Genomic DNA, 16029 nt, shown 5'->3' on the forward strand with positions numbered 1-16029 from the left:
CTGAGTTTACTGCCCTTTGGGTGTAAGCTTCAAAAGCTGCCCGTTAGATTTATCTGTCAGAATATAAAGATAGCCGTCCGGCCCGGTGCGTACATCCCGGATACGTGCCATTCTGTTTAACAAAACTTCCTGTTCAATCACCTGATCACCCTTCATGGTGAGGCGGCGCAGGTGCCGTTTGGCGAGTGCCCCGACAAAGAGATTACCTTTCCAGTTGGGGAATTTATCGCCCGTATAAAATTCCATCCCGCTTGGAGCAATGGATGGGTCCCAATAGACAATTGGTTGTTCCATCCCCGGTGCGTGTGTTTTATCGGAAATGATCGCCCCGCTGTAGTCAATCCCATAGGTAATGGCGGGCCAGCCATAGTTGGCCCCCGGTTTCAGTTTATTGACTTCATCGCCCCCGCGTGGGCCATGTTCATGGGCCCAGATGGATTGATCTGATGGGCGAATGGCAAGGCCTTGCGGATTGCGATGGCCATAGCTGTAAATTTCCGGCTTATATTCCGGTTTGTTCACAAAAGGATTGTCGGCAGGGACGGTCCCGTCCGGATGAATGCGCATGATGCTGCCGATATGGTTGGCCGGGTTCTGCGCCTGTTTCATCCTGCTGTAACGATCCCCGACGGTGATGAATAAGGTGCCGTCTTCATGAAAACGCAGGCGTGACCCATAATGGGCACTGCCCGTGGTTTTTGGGCTGACGGCAAAGATAATTTCCGGATTTTCCAGGTGGTCATCGACTAGCTGGGCACGGGCAACTTCTGTTCCCGCACCGCCTGCACCCTGTCCAGCAAAGCTGAAATAGATAAACTGATTACTGGCAAATTCCGGATCAACCGCCACATCCAGCAGGCCGCCCTGCCCGGCGGTAAAGATATGTCCCGGCAGTCCCTTGACGGGGTCCGGCAACAGGCGACCCTGTTTGATAAGACGCAGGCGCGGGCCATCGCGCTCGGTAATCAGAATATCGCCATTGGGCAGAAAGGCAAAGCCCCAGGGGTGATCCAGCCCGCTTGCGACTTCTACGACTTTAAAATCATGCTTGTCGGAATGATAAGTTTGTCCGGCTTGTGCGTTGGCAACGGACAAAATCAGAAAGGTGAGGAAGAGACTGAACCGGATCATGAAGGAATCCTTTTTGAAAAACGATACATCCTATGATGTAGGATGTATTGCCTTCTGCAAAAGGGTTAATCCTGCTTTGGGTACTGTTTATAGCCTGTAAAGCCCGCACTCCACGGATCACGCCCGGGTTTTGGGGCGGGTTTGTCAAGGGCACCCTGTTTGCCATAGGTTTTGAATTTTTCCAGAACCTCGTCCATTTCCTCGTCCGAAAGAATGTGTGGTTCCCCCACCTGCAGGGCGATGAGATATTGCTGGCAGAGAAGTTCGACTTCTTGGGCAATGGCTAACGCTTTTTTCAGGCTTTCAGCAGCCACGATCATGCCGTGATTTGCCAGCAGACAGGCCTTTCGGCTTTGCAAGGCAACGATGGCACGATCAGAAAGTTCTTGCGTTCCGAAGGTGGCGTAGGGCGCACATCGGATGGATTTTCCACCCGCCACCGCAATCATATAATGAAAAGGCGGCAAATCCCGGCGCAGGCACGCCAGCGTGGTGGCATATTTGGAATGGGTGTGGATGATGGCTTGAACGTCGGTGCGTGCCTTATAGATATCGCGGTGAAACAGCCATTCGCTGGACGGTTTCAGCTTGCCCTGATAGGACCCATCCATTTTCAGGTTTACGATATCCTTGGCTTCCAGCTTGTCATATTCTACGCCCGAAGGGGTGATGAGAAACCCATCATCGCCTTCGCGTGCAGAAACATTGCCACTGGTGCCTTGATTGACCCCAATGGCATTCATCTTTAACGCTGTATCAATGACGTCCTGGCGTAGCATCAGACTTTTTCCGGAAACAGGGCCGCAAGCCCTTCTTTCGAAGCGGGCGAGACGCCGCGTTCGGTGATCAGACCCGTCACATATTTGCGTGGCGTCACATCAAAGGCATAGTTCCCGGCCATGCAGCCTTCTGGCGTGATGGTCACGGTTGCAACCGATCCATCTTTCAGGCGACCGGTCATTTCGGTGACTTCTTCCTGATCGCGCTGTTCAATCGGAATGTCCTTTACGCCATCATCAACCGTCCAGTCAATGGTTGGGGATGGCAGGCCGACGTAGAACGGCACGTCATTGTCATGGGCCGCCAGTGCTTTTAGATAGGTCCCGATCTTGTTACAGACATCCCCGCTTGCGGTGGTGCGGTCCGTTCCGACGATACACAGGTCCACCTCACCATGTTGCATCAAATGACCGCCTGCGTTATCGACGATCAAGGTGTGTGGAACACCATGATTGCCAAGCTCCCATGCGGTAAGCGAAGCCCCCTGATTACGTGGACGGGTTTCATCAACCCAGACGTGGATCGGAATGCCTGCTTCAAAGGCTTTATACATGGGGGCCGTTGCTGTGCCCCAGTCAACGGTTGCGAGCCAACCTGCGTTACAGTGGGTCAGGATATTGACCACGCCCTGTTTGCCCTTTTTCTCCCAGATCTCTTCAATGATCTTGAGGCCATGATCGCCAATGGAAGAATTCTGCGCCACATCATCATCACAGATTTGCGCAGCCAGTTTGTATGCCGCTGCCTCACGTTCGCCTTCTGCAAGCGGGAAGATTTTATCGCGCATCTCATCCAGGGCCCATCGCAGGTTTACCGCTGTGGGGCGGGTGGCGTAAAGATCGTTATAGGCCTTATCAAACCCGGCATCTGTTGCATCATGATGCAGCGCCAATGCCATCCCATAGCCAGCCGTCGCCCCGATCAATGGTGCGCCCCGCACCAGCATATCCTTGATCGCCACACAGGCGTCTTCCAGATTTTCCATGGTGACGATTTCATAGATATGCGGCAGTTTCGTCTGATCAATAATATCAACTGCCCAGCCGTTTTCATTTAGCCAGATGGTGCGTGTTGGGGTGCCGTTAACTTTCATGAAGTGAGTCCTGATTATAGCTTTGTGTCAGTGAATTTGTAATCTTTGAATTTGGCATCAAAGTGAATTGAATTTTTATCAATTGAAATATTGTATATATCGGGCAAAAGCACATCTGTGTTTTGGACTTCGTGGAAAATTCCATCTTCCAACCACCAGAACCCCTCAGTCTCTTGCACTAGTTTTTTAGTGCCATCTTTTTTCGGCTTAAAAAACTTACTTTGATATGTACCATTGTTTCTCCTAATCATTTCCCATGAGTACTGGGTTTTTCCTTCTGAGTTAGTTTTCTCTCCCCTCCATGAACCTACAAGTTTTTGTTCTGCATTATTTACTGTGCGTTCTATCATTTGTTTTTGAATTTTATCCCGATAAGTAATTCGTTTTTCATTTTTAGAAATAGTTCTGCAATTGGGATGGTTTTCATCCCCCTTGACATACTTAGCGTGAATCCAATCTTTTAGGGTTTTAATTTTAAATGCTGTATAACCGCTGAATTTGCAATGGAAACGGAGGTAATAATCACCTTGTTTATTGTTCCATGTTGTTCGACGAAATAGTTCTCCAAATGCTTCAGCATCAAGGATTTTTCCCGTAACTTCGAACCAAGTGTTATCCTGAACGTAAACTTCGTAGAGAAAAGGTTTCTTTTTTGCTTCCTGTGCTTGCGAGTTGTTTGTGGAGAACAATGTTAATGATGTGAGAAATATGATGAGTATAGAACGTAACATGTCAGATTATTCCAATTTACTTTACTTCAACACACGACCAGCGACCGCATCAAGTTTGGCAACCAGCTCCGGGTCGCGGGCATCGGGTGCGGTGATCAGGGCATATTCCAATGCGGTGTGGCATCCACTTGGGCAGGGCAGAGGGGCAGCTGCAATCTTCGGGGCAGCAGCTTTCACGAGGGCGCGGCCTTTGTCGGCGTTGCTCATCAGCACCTGGATGATTTGTTCGACCGTCACATCGTCGTGGTCTTCGTGCCAGCAGTCATAATCTGTAACCATGGCAACGGTGGCGTAGCCCATTTCGGCTTCGCGTGCGAGCTTGGCTTCGGGCATGTTGGTCATGCCGATGACGGAGCATCCCCAGGAACGATACAGGTTTGATTCTGCCTTGGTGGAGAATTGCGGGCCTTCCATACATAAATATGTGCCGCCGCGGGTGTATTCAATCCCGGTTTCTTTCAAGGCGTCTTCCAGACAATCGACCAGACGTTTGGACACAGGCTCGCCAAAGGCCACATGCGCCACACATCCGGTGGTGAAGAAAGATTTGTCGCGCGCAAAGGTGCGGTCAATATAATCATCTGCCAGCACGAAATGCCCCGGTGGCAGTTCTTCCTTTAACGAGCCACAGGCTGAAACGGAAACGATGTCCGTAACACCTGCACGTTTCATCGCATCGATATTGGCGCGGTAGTTGACTTCGCTTGGGGAGATTTTGTGACCACGGGCGTGGCGGGGTAGAAAGCGCATCTGGACCCCGTCCAGTTCCCCAAACAGAATGTCGTCGGAAACTTTGCCGAACGGCGAGGTGATGGTTTCCCAACGGACATTTTCCAGTCCGTCGATTTCATAGATGCCGCTGCCGCCGATAATGCCAATGATGGTTTCAGACATAATTTTAGATTCTCCTGTGGTCGAATGACGTTGTTGGGATGATTTTTGCCACGGATTGCAGATAGAATCCAAGAGAAATGAAAAAAAAATAAAAGCCTGTCCAAATGGTCAAAAAACGACCATGCAACGCACAAAAAATAAGCCTTTCTTTACAGTGCAATGCACCATAATGCCTGATTTATGAACAACTTGGGAAAAATGCCTACCCACTACTACGCAGATTTGAAGATTGGTGCAAAAAATTTGAATCAGAAAGCGAATTTGGTCTTGCCAATCTGTCAAATAAGGGTAAAGCTGCATCAGTTGCATTTGGATTAATACTTTTGATCCATTTGTACACACGGGTTTAAAACGCAGGTTTTTATCTGCACAAATATGTGAACGATCGCGTTCAGAAAATGAAATGATTTAGAAAAAACGTTAGGGATTTTCTGGTCGCGATATTCTAGAGATTATAGGGTCTTTCACAGAGCTTATGGTCTTTCGTTCTTCTTCAATTTACGGGAGATTTATAAATGAAGAAAACAATGTCTGTCCTGACCGGCGCACTCGTTGCAACAGCCGTTTCAGCCACTGCTTCTATGGCAGCGGATACTCTGGAAGCTGTTAAAGCACGCGGCGAACTGCTGTGTGGTGCATCAACTGGTCTTCCTGGCTTCTCACTGCCAGATGAAAAAGGTAACTGGACAGGTCTTGATGTGGATACCTGTCGCGCGGTTGCTGCTGCCGTTCTGGGTGATGCCAACAAAGTTAAGTTCATTCCACTGACGGCGAAAGAGCGTTTCACAGCATTGCAGTCTGGTGAGATTGACATTCTGTCTCGTAACACCACATGGACACACACACGTGATACGTCTCTGGGGCTGAACTTCGCGGGCGTTAACTATTATGATGGTCAAGGCTTCCTGGTTCAAAAAGAACTGGGCGTAAAATCAGCGCTTGAACTGGACGGTGCGTCTGTTTGTATCCAGGCTGGTACAACAACAGAATTGAACCTTGCTGATTATTTCAAGCTGAACGGCATGTCTTTCAGCCCTGTTGTATACGATACATCTGATCAGACTGTACAAGGTTTTGCGGCTGGTCGTTGTGACATTCTGACATCTGACCAATCTCAGCTTTATGCACTTCGTTCCAAGCTGGATGATCCAAGCAAAGCGGTTGTTCTGCCGGAAGTTATTTCCAAAGAGCCACTCGGCCCTGTTGTTCGTCAAGGTGATGACGCCTGGTTCAACATTGTGAAATGGACATTGTTTGCACAAGTAAACGCTGAAGAATTTGGCGTAACATCTGGTAATGCGGACGAAATGCTGAAAAGCAACAACCCGAACATCCAGCGTCTGCTGGGGACTTCAGGTGATGCAGGTGCCAAGCTTGGTCTTGGTGCAAACTGGGCATACAACGCGATCAAACAGGTTGGTAACTATGGTGAAATGTTTGACCGCAACGTTGGTCCAAAAACACCACTGCAAATCTCACGCGGCTTGAACGCATTGTGGACTAAAGGCGGTCTGCAGTATGCGCCACCAGTACGCTAAGATCAGTTGATCTGCGAATGACAAGTGGGTGTGTTTTTTGCGAAGGTTTTCGTCAAAAGGCACGCCCATTTTTTCTTTTATGATTTAAGTTTGGAGTGTGCTCATGTCGCAAAATAATAACGACAGCACCACCGAGCCCAAACAATCGTCTTCGGCTTTATATGATCCGCGCGTGCGTGGAGCCGTCTTTCAGGCTCTTTTGGTCATGTTTCTGGTGTGGCTTGGCTGGACAATTTTCCAGAACACCCTTCAGAATATGGAAAGCCGTGGCATTACCACGGGCTTTGATTTTTTAAGTAATCCGGCAGGCTTTGAGATTCTCATGAGCCTTGTCCCCTACAGTTCAGAATCCACTTATGGCCGGACTTTCCTGGTCGGTCTGTTAAATACGGTTCTGGTTTCCCTGGTCGGTATTTTCCTGGCCACCATTCTGGGCTTTGTGATGGGTGTGGCCCGTCTGTCCAAGAACTTTCTGATTGCCAAAGTTGCAAGCTTCTATGTGGAAACTTTGCGTAACATTCCGTTGCTTTTGCAGATTTTTTTCTGGTATTTCGCGGTGCTGCAACCGTTGCCAAGCCCACGTAACAGTGCGGAATTTGCAGGTGTCTTCTTCCTTAATAACCGTGGCCTTTATGTACCTGCACCGATTTTGGAAGCCGGTTTCAACTTTGTTGTTGCTGCCTTTATTCTTGGTATTATGGGCACCATTGTTCTTTCAAAATGGGCACGCAAACGCCAGGAAGCAACAGGGCAGCAGTTCCCTGTTCTATATAGCAGCCTTGGCCTGATCATTGGTTTGCCGCTTGTTGTTTTCCTTCTTCTTGGTGCTCCGCTCAGCTGGGATATGCCGGGTCTGAAAGGCTTTAACTTCCGCGGTGGTGTGCCAATCATCCCCGAGTTCATTGCCCTGTTGATGGCATTGACCACCTATACCGCTGCCTTTATCGCCGAGATCGTGCGTGCTGGTATTCTGGCCGTCCCCCACGGTCAGACAGAAGCAGCTGAAAGCCTTGGGATCAAGAAAAGCGTGTCGCTGCGTTTGATCATTATCCCGCAGGCCATGCGCGTAGTGATCCCGCCGCTGACCAGCCAGTATCTGAACCTTGCGAAAAACTCGTCTCTGGCGACTGCCATCGGTTATCCCGATATCGTCTCGGTCTTTATGGGCACGACCCTGAACCAGACTGGTCAAGCCGTCGAGATCGTTGCCATGACAATGGCCGTTTACCTGACCATCAGCCTGACACTTTCCGTCGTGATGAACTGGTACAACAAAGCCATGGCCCTGAAGGAGCGTTAATATGGGAAAATATGTTGAAAAAGAAGCGCTCCCACCACCCGTATCGACCACGGGACCCATTGCCTGGGTGCGCCAGAATTTGCTGTCCTCACCTGCCAATACGGTGATGACCCTCTTTGCCCTTTATCTGTTGTGGGAATTTGTCCCGCCACTGCTGAACTGGGCGTTTTTTGAAGCGAACTTCGCCGGCGATAGTCCGGAAGCCTGTTCGGGTGCCGGGGCCTGTTGGGTCTTTATCAAGACACGGCTTGGTTTCTTCACCTATGGTTTCTATACCGAAGCCGAAAGATGGCGCGTGGATCTGAGCTTCCTGTTGCTCGCCCTCGTGGTTATCCCGCAGTTCATCCAGAACTTCCCTTACAAAGCCTGGATCGGTGTGGCGGGTCTGACCGTCCTGCCGGTTGTGGTCGGGATTTTGCTGCTGGGTGGCATGTTTGGTCTTGAACATGTGGAAACCCACCAGTGGGGTGGCCTGATGCTGACATTGGTTTTGTCCTATGTGGGGATCGTTGCGGCCTTGCCGTTCGGGGTGATCCTTGCCTTGGGGCGTCGATCTGAAATGCCGACGGTGCGCATTGTTTGTGTGACCTTTATTGAATTGTGGCGTGGTGTGCCGCTGATCTCGGTTCTCTTTATGGCGTCTGTGATGCTGCCTTTATTCCTGCCATCCGGTTGGGACTTTGAAAAGCTGCTGCGCGCTTTGATTGGGATTACCATGTTCCAGTCCGCCTATATGGCCGAAGTGATCCGGGGCGGTTTGCAAGCCATTCCGAAAGGTCAGTTTGAAGCGGCGGCCGCCCTTGGTCTTGGTTATTGGCGTTCCATGGGGCTGATCATTTTGCCTCAGGCGTTGAAGCTCGTGATCCCGGGGATCGTGAATACCTTCATCGCGCTTTTCAAGGACACCACCCTGGTGCTGATCATTGGTCTGCTGGACATTCTGGCGACCGTGCAATCCTCCATCGTTGACCCGAAATGGGGTGGCGTTGCGACGGAAGGCTATATTTTTGCAGCGTTCTGTTTCTGGGTTTTCTGTTATGGCATGTCCAAATACAGTCAATCACTGGAGCGCAAACTTCACACCGGACACAAACGCTAAGTGAGTAATGAGAAATGACAAAAGATCCTGATTCAATTACAGATACAGTGACCGAAGCCGAACTGCGCGCGGGCCACAATCTGGATCACGAAGTCTCCAAGGACGATGTGATCAAACTGGTCAATATGAACAAATGGTACGGGGACTTTCATGTTCTGCGTGACATTAACCTGAACGTCCATAAGGGCGAACGGATTGTAATCTGTGGACCTTCCGGTTCCGGTAAATCCACCATGATCCGCTGTATCAACCGCCTGGAAGAACACCAGACAGGCCAGATCATCGTGGAAGGTGTGGAACTGACCAACGATCTGAAAAACATTGATACCATTCGCCGCGAAGTGGGCATGTGTTTCCAGCACTTCAACCTGTTTCCGCATCTGACCATTCTGGAAAACTGTGTTCTGGCCCCCATGTGGGTGCGCAAAGAACCGCGCAAGGTGGCTGAAGAACGCGCCATGCATTATCTGGAACGGGTAAAAATCCCGGAACAGGCGGGCAAATACCCGGGCCAGCTTTCCGGTGGTCAGCAACAGCGTGTGGCGATCGCGCGTTCCTTGTGCATGGAACCCAAGATCATGCTGTTTGACGAACCCACCTCCGCCCTTGATCCTGAAATGATTAAGGAGGTGCTGGACACTATGGTACAATTGGCCGAAGAAGGCATGACGATGCTGTGTGTTACCCACGAAATGGGCTTCGCCAAAACAGTGGCTGACCGCGTCATCTTCATGGCCGACGGCCAGATCATCGAAGAAAACGAACCACATCAATTCTTCGAAAACCCACAGGAAGAACGTACACAGGAATTCTTAAGCCAGATCATTGGTCACTAGGAAGTCNCGACGGCCAGATCATCGAAGAAAACGAACCACATCAATTCTTCGAAAACCCACAGGAAGAACGTACACAGGAATTCTTAAGCCAGATCATTGGTCACTAGGAAGTCTTAAGGCGTATTTGAAAACCGTCATCCTCGCGAATGCGGGGATCCAGCTTCCCTGAACAAGGAAGGTTTGGATCCCCAATCAAGTTGGGGATGACGGTTTTTTGTTTCATGCACACCACTCTCTGTGTCCCTGTGAAAACAGGGGGCGGTGTTTAATTACTCAATACAGGCTTTGAAATATTTTGTTGCGCGCAGGTTTGCAGAATATTCGGCGAAGGGGATTGAGTGGCAGCGTTGGTCTTTTTCGAAGAAATCTTCATTATAGAATGCAGAAGGGGAATAGATGCTTTGTGACTTTAGTTTTGCAAAGAAGCTCTTTGGCTCTTGCAATTGTGTGTCTACCCAATCTTTAGCCTGATTGTCACAAGCGCCCTTAAGAGCGTATGTCTCGTATACACTCTTCAGGAAAATGTCGTTGCCGCGATAGTGTTTCAGGATACAGGCGTAATCGCGTCGTTCTTGCTTTGTCGCCACGCCATATTCATAACAGCCCCAATTGCGTGTTTGCGAGGATTTCCCATTGTTACTCAATCCCCATAATTTTTTTAATCGGCTTGAAGCTTTTGCGGTGATGCGGCGTCACTCCCAACCTCATCAGCCCTTCCTGATGAAGTTTCACGCCGTAGCCTGCGTTTTTCTCCCAACCATATCCCGGGTATTCTTCTGCCAGTTTAGCCATCTCCTGATCCCGCGTGACTTTGGCTATGATAGAGGCGGCAGCGATGGAGCAGGACAGTCCGTCGCCTTTAACCACGGGATGACCAGGCACGCCCAGTTCAGGCGGTAGCTTGTTGCCATCGATCAATGCGTAATCCGGCCTTGTGGATAATCCTGTCACGGCACGGCGCATGGCGAGGAAGGTGGCTTGCAGGATGTTAAGCTCATCAATTTCTTCCACACTGGCTTCACCCACCGCCCAGATGCTTTCCGCCTTGATCTGATCGATGAGCGCTTCGCGTTTTTTCGCTGACAGTTTTTTTGAATCGTTCAGGCTTTGGGCGAGGTCAGGGGACAGGGTGGACTGGTCGAAAATCACGGCAGCGGCGGTGACCGGGCCCGCCCAAGGGCCGCGTCCGGCTTCGTCGATGCCGCAAACCAGACCTGTTTGCTCGTTTTCCAGTGAAAAATCAGGCATAATCATTCCCATGTGTGTTCGCGCTCACAGTCAGTCTGTCACATATCTGTCAGATTCAATGTCAGCGTGTAAGTAATCTTCAAGGCTGAGCCATGTTAAGCATTGTTATTCCGACCTACAATACTTCTGTTGGATTAAAACAGACCGTGGGCTCTCTTGTCCCGCCGCCCTATGCGCGCGAGATCATTGTGGTGGACGGCGGGTCAACAGATGATACGCTGGATGTGGCCAAAGACCTGGATGTCAAAGTGGTCAAAGCCCCCAAAGGACGCGGGTCTCAGCTGAAAGCAGGGGGCGAGGCGGCCAGTGGGGATTGGCTGCTGTTTCTGCATGCCGATACCATCCTGCCCCAGGACTGGGGACTGGAAGTCTGCAAGTTTATTGCAGAAGAAGGTGAACGTCAGCGCGCAGGTTATTTCACTTTTGCATTGGATGATGAAGATAGCTCGGCCAAGCGGCTGGAGAAAATCGTTTCCTGGCGGTGTCGATTGCTGGGGCTTCCTTATGGAGATCAGGGGCTTTTGATCAGTCGAAATCTTTATGATGAGATCGGTGGTTTTAGTGATATCCCCTTGATGGAAGATGTGGATATTGTGCGCCGGATTGGCAAAAGGCGTTTGCGTCAGTTGTCAGCGCGCGCTGTGACCTCGGCCATTCGCTATCGCCATCACGGATATGTGAAGCGCTCTTTGCGCAATTTCACTTGTTTGACACTTTATTTCTTGGGAGTATCGCCTAAACGGATCGTCAAACTCTACGGATAACTCTTCTTGACCCTTCATCTTGTTATTTTCGCCAAGGAACCCCGTATCGGGCGGGTAAAAACGCGTCTGGCCCGCGATATCGGGAAAGTGCCTGCCTGGCGGTTTTATCGCCGCATGGTGCACGAAATGCCACGAAAGTTGCGCAGGAAGGGGCCGTGGAAGACATGGATTTCACACAGTCCGGATAGGATGAAACCGGGGCTGCTTTCAACGCAAGCCGATGGGTATCTCAAACAAGGTAGCGGTGATCTGGGGGAACGCATGTTCCGCCCGGCCTCAACCCTGCCACCGGGACCTTTTCTGGTGATTGGTACGGACGTGCCGGGGATCAGGGCGCATCATATCCGCAAGGCTTTTAAATTGTTGGGCACCCATGATGTAGTCTTTGGCCCGGCCGATGATGGTGGTTTCTGGCTGGTGGGGCTAAAGCGTCATGGCATTCTTGCCAATCCCTATAGACGACCTGTTCGGTGGTCGCATGCAGAAACGTTGAATGACTGCCTTGCCAATCTTGAGGATAAGAAAGTGGCTTTTCTCGACATGTTGGAAGATGTGGATGACGGATCATCCTTTTTGCGTTGGCGCGAGAACCGTTAGCGGCTGATCATCAATGCGCAGGTCAACGGGCAGCAGGCCACCATCATCACCATCGACCTGGAAAGGGATAGACTTTTCACTATCGATGGTGACATGTGTGCCGCTGGTGATGACGACGTCGTCCAGATAGGGCAGGCGGTTTGTCGCGAGCGCCAGGCCATATTTCATTGCAGCCCAGAAGCCGGTATTTTTCATCATCACCACATGAAAAACCGGGTTTTCAAGATCGGCATTGGGGGAGATCACAAAGGAACCTCCGTAAAGACGCCCAAGCGTTACGATGACATTGGCTGTCTTATATTCATCGCCATCGACGGTGACGTTTAGGTCCAAATCCTTCATGCGTTTCACGGCTTTGAATGCGGCAACCACATAAGCCGCTGCCCCGATGCGGCGCTTCAGGTTTGAATCCAGGGCGGCAACGGCGAGGGAGTCTATACCTGCGCTTGCCATCATAATGAAGCGCTTGTCGCCAAACATGCCCGCATAAACGCGCTTTTCCCCCAAGGTTTCCACCATAGCCGAAATTTTGCGCATAGAGGTCCCAAGGCCCAATTCACGGGCAAAGACATTGGCGGTGCCAAGGGGGAGGACCAGCAAGGGGCTGTCACTGCCACGCATGCCGTTTGCAACTTCGGCAATGGTGCCATCCCCACCTGCGGCACAAACAATGTCATAAGGCTTCTTGGTTTTGCGGTTTAGGGCTTTATCTGCGCGTTTGATCCCGTGGCCTGCATATTTGGTCGGGCTGAGTTTTACTTTTTTTGCATGTTGTTTCAATGCTTTAAGGGCAATGGCGAGACGACGACGGCTGCGCCCGCCCGCTGTGGGATTATAAATAACCTTAATGCGTCTTTGGGAAATGCTCATGGTGGGTTCTTCGCCTGTGCAACAAAAGAGTAAACATCACGTCATAAAGCGGTAAGCCTTAACGCGTAGAAAACTGACATTAAATTATTTCGCTTTTAATGCGGTTTTGTTGCGATAATGGAAAATGTGACGGCTGATATGGATGCTGCTCTGACACCTCAAAAATATAAATCAATTTTTATTTCTGATATACACTTAGGAACAGCTGGCTGTAAAGCGGACTATCTTCTGGACTTCCTGAAACAGACGGAATCAGACAATCTTTTTCTGGTCGGCGACATCATTGATGGCTGGCGCCTGAAGCGATCCTGGTACTGGCCGCAGGCTCATAATGATGTGGTGCAGAAGGTGCTACGCAAAGCCCGTAAAGGCACCAATGTGTTTTTTATTCCTGGCAACCACGATGCCTTTATCCGTCCCTATGTGGAACACGATTTTGGGGATATCAAGGTTCATGACGAATATGTCCATGAAACGGTGGATGGTAAAAAGTTTCTGGTCATCCACGGGGATGAATTTGACGTGGTCGTAAAATACGCCAAATGGCTGGCCGTCCTTGGTGATGGCGCCTATAGCGTAGCTTTGAAAATCAATGACTATTTCAACTGGGTGCGCACCAAGTTTGGTTATGGCTATTGGTCATTGTCGGCTTATTTGAAATTCAAGGTCAAAAACGCGGTGCAGTTTATCGCTGACTTTGAAACGGCACTGGCGGATGTGGCAAAAAAACGCAATGTGGATGGCATTATCTGCGGTCATATCCACCACCCGGAAATTCGTGAAATCGATGGCACGCTCTATTGCAATGATGGGGACTGGGTAGAAAGCTGTTCTGCGCTGGTCGAACATCTGGATGGGCGTTTGGAAATTATTTACTGGATGGGCCAGCCTTCTTATGCGGCCAAGTCAGAAGGGAAAGAAGAATGCGACTCCTCATCGTCACCGACGCGTGGCTCCCGCAAATCAATGGCGTTGTTAGAACGCATCAATCCCTTAAAACGCATCTCGAACGCCAAGGCATAGAGATCAAGCTGATCACGCCGCTGGATTTCAAGACGATCCCCTGTCCGTCCTATCCGGAAATTCGCCTTTCCATCCTGCCAAACCGCAAGGTGGCAAAGATGATTGCCGAATTCAAACCCTCGGCCATTCATATTTCGACCGAAGGCCCGTTGGGTGTGGCAGCGCGTAAATTCTGTGTCAAACATAAGTTGCCTTTCACCACGGCTTTTCACACCCGTTTCCCGGAATATGTGGAAGCGCGCACTAAAATCCCGGCACGTTATACCAACAAGATCATGAAATGGTTCCATGGCCCCAGCCGGGCGATCATGACGGCGACCAAGTCTTTGCGTGATGAATTGCGATCGCAAGGGTTTGAAAATGTGGTGACCTGGACGCGCGGCATTGATACGGAATTGTTCTATCCACGCGAAAAGATGTTTCAGGACTTGCCGCGTCCGCTCTTTATGTATGTGGGGCGTGTGGCGATTGAAAAGAACATCAAGGCCTTTCTCGAGCTTGACCTGCCTGGATCAAAAGTCGTTGTTGGTGGGGGACCACAGTTGGATCAGTTGCAGAAAGAATATGGCGATGTCACCTTTGTGGGCGTGAAGGAAGGTGAAGAGCTGGCAAAACATTACGCGTCCGCCGATGCTTTTGTCTTCCCAAGCTTAACTGATACTTTTGGTCTTGTCCTGCTGGAAGCCTTGGCCAGTGGGGTCCCGGTTGCAGCTTATCCGGTGACAGGGCCTTTGGATGTCATTGGGGATGCGCCTGTTGGCAATCTGGATGAGGATTTGAAAACGGCAGCCTTGGCCGCGCTGGATCATGATCCGGAAGCATGTCGGGAATATGCCCTTAAATTTTCCTGGGATGCTTGCACGGATATGTTTCTTGAAAATTTGTCACGCTTTGACCCGCAAGATTATAAATGCTGGACCAGTTAAAAACTGTTCTAAAATGAGTAATTTTGCATAAGTCTTAAGTCGCAAAAGGGCGACTTTTGATGGGTAGTGTTTTTCCGTAATACGAAAAAACACGGATTTTCTTGTTGATAAAACCTTTTCTCGCCATAATCAGAAGTGCTAAAAGGACATGTAATTTCGTGTAAATGAAAAGGCTCTCCTTGTGAAAGTATTACTGGCTGACGATCATTCCATTGTGCGCACCGCGCTTAAATATGTTTTGAGCGAACTCTCCCCCGATCTCAAGGTGGTTGAGGCCCGCAACAATAATGATATTCAGTCGGCCCTGGATAGCAACACGGACGGTTTTGATCTGGTCATGCTGGATTTGCGTATGCCGGGCATGGATGGCAGCGGGCAGGCGATTGCCCAGGTCGTTCAGCGTGTAGACCCGACCCCGGTTTGTGTGTTCACCGTTTCTGAAGATCCGGATGAAATGCGCGCGGTTCTGGCTGCAGGTGTTCGCGCCTATATCCCAAAAACCACAGATGATGCGTTGATCGCAACCATCCTGAAACTGGTTTTATCCGGTGGATCATACGTGCCACCCGTCCTGGGTGGTATGGAAGGTGACGACAAGCTGGATGGCGGCGCATCGCAAGTTTCCGCATCGGTTGCGACCAAGGATATGTTCCCGGATTTGACCCGTCGTCAGCGCGAAGTGCTGGCCCTGTTGGCTGAAGGTCTGTCAAATCAGGAAATTGGTGAACGATTGGATCTGAACCTCAGCACGGTCAAAAGTCATGTGACGGCGATTTTGCGTACCCTGAGCGTTGAAAACCGCACACAGGCGGTTTTGAAGTTTCAACGCGCCGTTGGGTCCTGATTTGGGTATTTTCGAATCAGGTTGACCCGAAAAGACCCTAAAGTACGATTTCCATCAATTCGCCGATTTTGCAGACTTCAAACAGCTGCTCAACCTGTTTGCTTGGGTATTTCAGCGTGACGTTGGTTGCGATTTCATTGGCGACGATCAGCAGGCCCAGGCCTGAACTGTCGATCATGTCTACATTGCGGAGATCAAAGGTGATTTGCGCGGGTGGTTTTTCACGCAGGCTAAAGACAAGGCTTTGAAGTTTTTGAAAGTTTCCAAACAGAAGCTTACCGTCCAGTTCTAACAGCAGTTTTGTCTGGCTGGCGTCCTGCCATGATGTACGATATTCCATTTCCCGCGTTCCTTT

General features: G+C 50.2%; 18 protein-coding genes. 9 read left to right on the plus strand and 9 right to left on the minus strand.

Annotated elements, in window-relative coordinates; translation table 11 throughout:
• Positions 1–6: 6 nt before the first annotated feature.
• The 5 genes from RYZ26_RS01585 to RYZ26_RS01605 all read right to left on the minus strand — a co-directional run bounded on the left by RYZ26_RS01585 (position 7) and on the right by RYZ26_RS01605 (position 4629).
• Positions 7–1131, minus strand: a complete 1125-nt coding sequence (locus tag RYZ26_RS01585) for a PQQ-dependent sugar dehydrogenase (RefSeq protein WP_317681375.1) — start codon at positions 1129–1131, stop codon at positions 7–9.
• 65 nt (positions 1132–1196) lie between these two features.
• A complete protein-coding gene (locus tag RYZ26_RS01590) occupies positions 1197–1910 on the minus strand; it encodes a class II aldolase/adducin family protein (protein WP_317681376.1) in 714 nt (237 codons plus the stop codon).
• Positions 1910–3004 (minus strand): S-methyl-5-thioribose-1-phosphate isomerase, encoded by a 1095-nt coding sequence (mtnA, locus tag RYZ26_RS01595; protein WP_317681377.1) that lies wholly within the window; start codon positions 3002–3004, stop codon positions 1910–1912. Before mtnA ends, RYZ26_RS01590 begins: the two co-directional genes overlap by 1 nt.
• 14 nt (positions 3005–3018) lie before the next feature.
• Positions 3019–3735, minus strand: coding sequence for a hypothetical protein (locus tag RYZ26_RS01600; RefSeq protein WP_317681378.1), 717 nt, complete (start codon positions 3733–3735; stop codon positions 3019–3021).
• Between the two features lie 21 nt (positions 3736–3756).
• The gene (locus RYZ26_RS01605; protein ID WP_317681379.1) at positions 3757–4629 is read right to left on the minus strand and encodes an S-methyl-5'-thioadenosine phosphorylase; all 873 of its coding nucleotides are present in this window, start codon (positions 4627–4629) and stop codon (positions 3757–3759) included.
• Positions 4630–5144: 515 nt separating this feature from the next.
• Here RYZ26_RS01605 and RYZ26_RS01610 point away from each other — a divergent pair.
• From RYZ26_RS01610 to RYZ26_RS01625, 4 genes are all read left to right on the plus strand, one after another.
• Entirely contained in the window at positions 5145–6167 is a 1023-nt protein-coding gene (locus RYZ26_RS01610) for an amino acid ABC transporter substrate-binding protein (RefSeq protein WP_317681380.1), read from the plus strand.
• A 103-nt stretch (positions 6168–6270) separates the two neighbouring features.
• On the plus strand, positions 6271–7467 hold the full coding sequence (locus tag RYZ26_RS01615) for an amino acid ABC transporter permease (RefSeq protein WP_317681381.1): 1197 nt from the start codon (positions 6271–6273) through the stop codon (positions 7465–7467).
• A 1-nt stretch (position 7468) separates the two neighbouring features.
• Positions 7469–8566 (plus strand): amino acid ABC transporter permease, encoded by a 1098-nt coding sequence (locus RYZ26_RS01620; RefSeq protein ID WP_317681382.1) that lies wholly within the window; start codon positions 7469–7471, stop codon positions 8564–8566.
• A 125-nt stretch (positions 8567–8691) separates the two neighbouring features.
• Positions 8692–9402 carry an amino acid ABC transporter ATP-binding protein gene (locus RYZ26_RS01625; RefSeq protein ID WP_317681562.1) on the plus strand — a complete coding sequence of 237 codons (711 nt, stop codon included), beginning with the start codon at positions 8692–8694 and terminating at the stop codon, positions 9400–9402.
• 269 nt (positions 9403–9671) lie between these two features.
• On the opposite strand, the gene RYZ26_RS01630 is transcribed toward RYZ26_RS01625, so the two are convergent.
• Together RYZ26_RS01630 and RYZ26_RS01635 are read right to left on the minus strand one after the other, a co-directional pair.
• Positions 9672–9989, minus strand: a complete 318-nt coding sequence (locus RYZ26_RS01630) for a hypothetical protein (RefSeq protein ID WP_317681383.1) — start codon at positions 9987–9989, stop codon at positions 9672–9674.
• A gap of 49 nt (positions 9990–10038) precedes the next feature.
• A complete protein-coding gene (locus RYZ26_RS01635) occupies positions 10039–10650 on the minus strand; it encodes a ribonuclease HII (protein ID WP_317681384.1) in 612 nt (203 codons plus the stop codon).
• A gap of 92 nt (positions 10651–10742) precedes the next feature.
• Here RYZ26_RS01635 and RYZ26_RS01640 point away from each other — a divergent pair, with 92 nt between their 5' ends.
• Entirely contained in the window at positions 10743–11414 is a 672-nt protein-coding gene (locus RYZ26_RS01640) for a TIGR04283 family arsenosugar biosynthesis glycosyltransferase (protein ID WP_317681385.1), read from the plus strand.
• 6 nt (positions 11415–11420) lie between these two features.
• Complete coding sequence (locus RYZ26_RS01645; RefSeq protein WP_317681386.1) at positions 11421–12011, plus strand: TIGR04282 family arsenosugar biosynthesis glycosyltransferase; 591 nt, start codon at positions 11421–11423, stop codon at positions 12009–12011.
• On the opposite strand, the gene RYZ26_RS01650 is transcribed toward RYZ26_RS01645, so the two are convergent.
• Positions 11979–12881, minus strand: coding sequence for a diacylglycerol/lipid kinase family protein (locus RYZ26_RS01650; RefSeq protein ID WP_317681387.1), 903 nt, complete (start codon positions 12879–12881; stop codon positions 11979–11981). The genes RYZ26_RS01645 and RYZ26_RS01650 overlap by 33 nt on opposite strands.
• Before the next feature lie 117 nt (positions 12882–12998).
• On the opposite strand from RYZ26_RS01650, the gene RYZ26_RS01655 reads away from it, so the two are divergent.
• The 3 genes from RYZ26_RS01655 to RYZ26_RS01665 all read left to right on the plus strand — a co-directional run bounded on the left by RYZ26_RS01655 (position 12999) and on the right by RYZ26_RS01665 (position 15674).
• The gene (locus RYZ26_RS01655) at positions 12999–13904 is read left to right on the plus strand and encodes a UDP-2,3-diacylglucosamine diphosphatase (RefSeq protein WP_317681388.1); all 906 of its coding nucleotides are present in this window, start codon (positions 12999–13001) and stop codon (positions 13902–13904) included.
• Positions 13805–14830: a glycosyltransferase family 4 protein gene (locus tag RYZ26_RS01660; protein ID WP_317681389.1), complete on the plus strand. Its 1026-nt coding sequence runs from the start codon at positions 13805–13807 to the stop codon at positions 14828–14830. Before RYZ26_RS01655 ends, RYZ26_RS01660 begins: the two co-directional genes overlap by 100 nt.
• A 181-nt stretch (positions 14831–15011) precedes the next feature.
• Positions 15012–15674 carry a response regulator transcription factor gene (locus RYZ26_RS01665; protein WP_317681390.1) on the plus strand — a complete coding sequence of 221 codons (663 nt, stop codon included), beginning with the start codon at positions 15012–15014 and terminating at the stop codon, positions 15672–15674.
• Between the two features lie 37 nt (positions 15675–15711).
• Here RYZ26_RS01665 and RYZ26_RS01670 read toward each other — a convergent pair whose 3' ends face one another.
• Positions 15712–16014 carry an STAS domain-containing protein gene (locus RYZ26_RS01670; RefSeq protein ID WP_317681391.1) on the minus strand — a complete coding sequence of 101 codons (303 nt, stop codon included), beginning with the start codon at positions 16012–16014 and terminating at the stop codon, positions 15712–15714.
• Positions 16015–16029: the final 15 nt, after the last annotated feature.

Source organism: Terasakiella sediminum (genome assembly GCF_033100395.1).
In the GTDB taxonomy this organism is placed as follows: Bacteria; Pseudomonadota; Alphaproteobacteria; order Rhodospirillales; family Terasakiellaceae; genus Terasakiella.

Coding starts and splice junctions, on each gene's coding strand:
- RYZ26_RS01620 (WP_317681382.1), top strand. CDS start 7,469: ATGGGAAAATATGTTGAAAAAGAAGCGCTCCCACCACCCGTATCGACC.
- RYZ26_RS01655 (WP_317681388.1), top strand. CDS start 12,999: ATGGAAAATGTGACGGCTGATATGGATGCTGCTCTGACACCTCAAAAA.
- mtnA (WP_317681377.1), bottom strand. CDS start 3,004: ATGAAAGTTAACGGCACCCCAACACGCACCATCTGGCTAAATGAAAAC.
- RYZ26_RS01640 (WP_317681385.1), top strand. CDS start 10,743: ATGTTAAGCATTGTTATTCCGACCTACAATACTTCTGTTGGATTAAAA.
- RYZ26_RS01615 (WP_317681381.1), top strand. CDS start 6,271: ATGTCGCAAAATAATAACGACAGCACCACCGAGCCCAAACAATCGTCT.
- RYZ26_RS01605 (WP_317681379.1), bottom strand. CDS start 4,629: ATGTCTGAAACCATCATTGGCATTATCGGCGGCAGCGGCATCTATGAA.
- RYZ26_RS01590 (WP_317681376.1), bottom strand. CDS start 1,910: ATGCTACGCCAGGACGTCATTGATACAGCGTTAAAGATGAATGCCATT.
- RYZ26_RS01610 (WP_317681380.1), top strand. CDS start 5,145: ATGAAGAAAACAATGTCTGTCCTGACCGGCGCACTCGTTGCAACAGCC.
- RYZ26_RS01650 (WP_317681387.1), bottom strand. CDS start 12,881: ATGAGCATTTCCCAAAGACGCATTAAGGTTATTTATAATCCCACAGCG.
- RYZ26_RS01585 (WP_317681375.1), bottom strand. CDS start 1,131: ATGATCCGGTTCAGTCTCTTCCTCACCTTTCTGATTTTGTCCGTTGCC.
- RYZ26_RS01670 (WP_317681391.1), bottom strand. CDS start 16,014: ATGGAATATCGTACATCATGGCAGGACGCCAGCCAGACAAAACTGCTG.
- RYZ26_RS01635 (WP_317681384.1), bottom strand. CDS start 10,650: ATGCCTGATTTTTCACTGGAAAACGAGCAAACAGGTCTGGTTTGCGGC.
- RYZ26_RS01625 (WP_317681562.1), top strand. CDS start 8,692: ATGAACAAATGGTACGGGGACTTTCATGTTCTGCGTGACATTAACCTG.
- RYZ26_RS01600 (WP_317681378.1), bottom strand. CDS start 3,735: ATGTTACGTTCTATACTCATCATATTTCTCACATCATTAACATTGTTC.
- RYZ26_RS01660 (WP_317681389.1), top strand. CDS start 13,805: ATGCGACTCCTCATCGTCACCGACGCGTGGCTCCCGCAAATCAATGGC.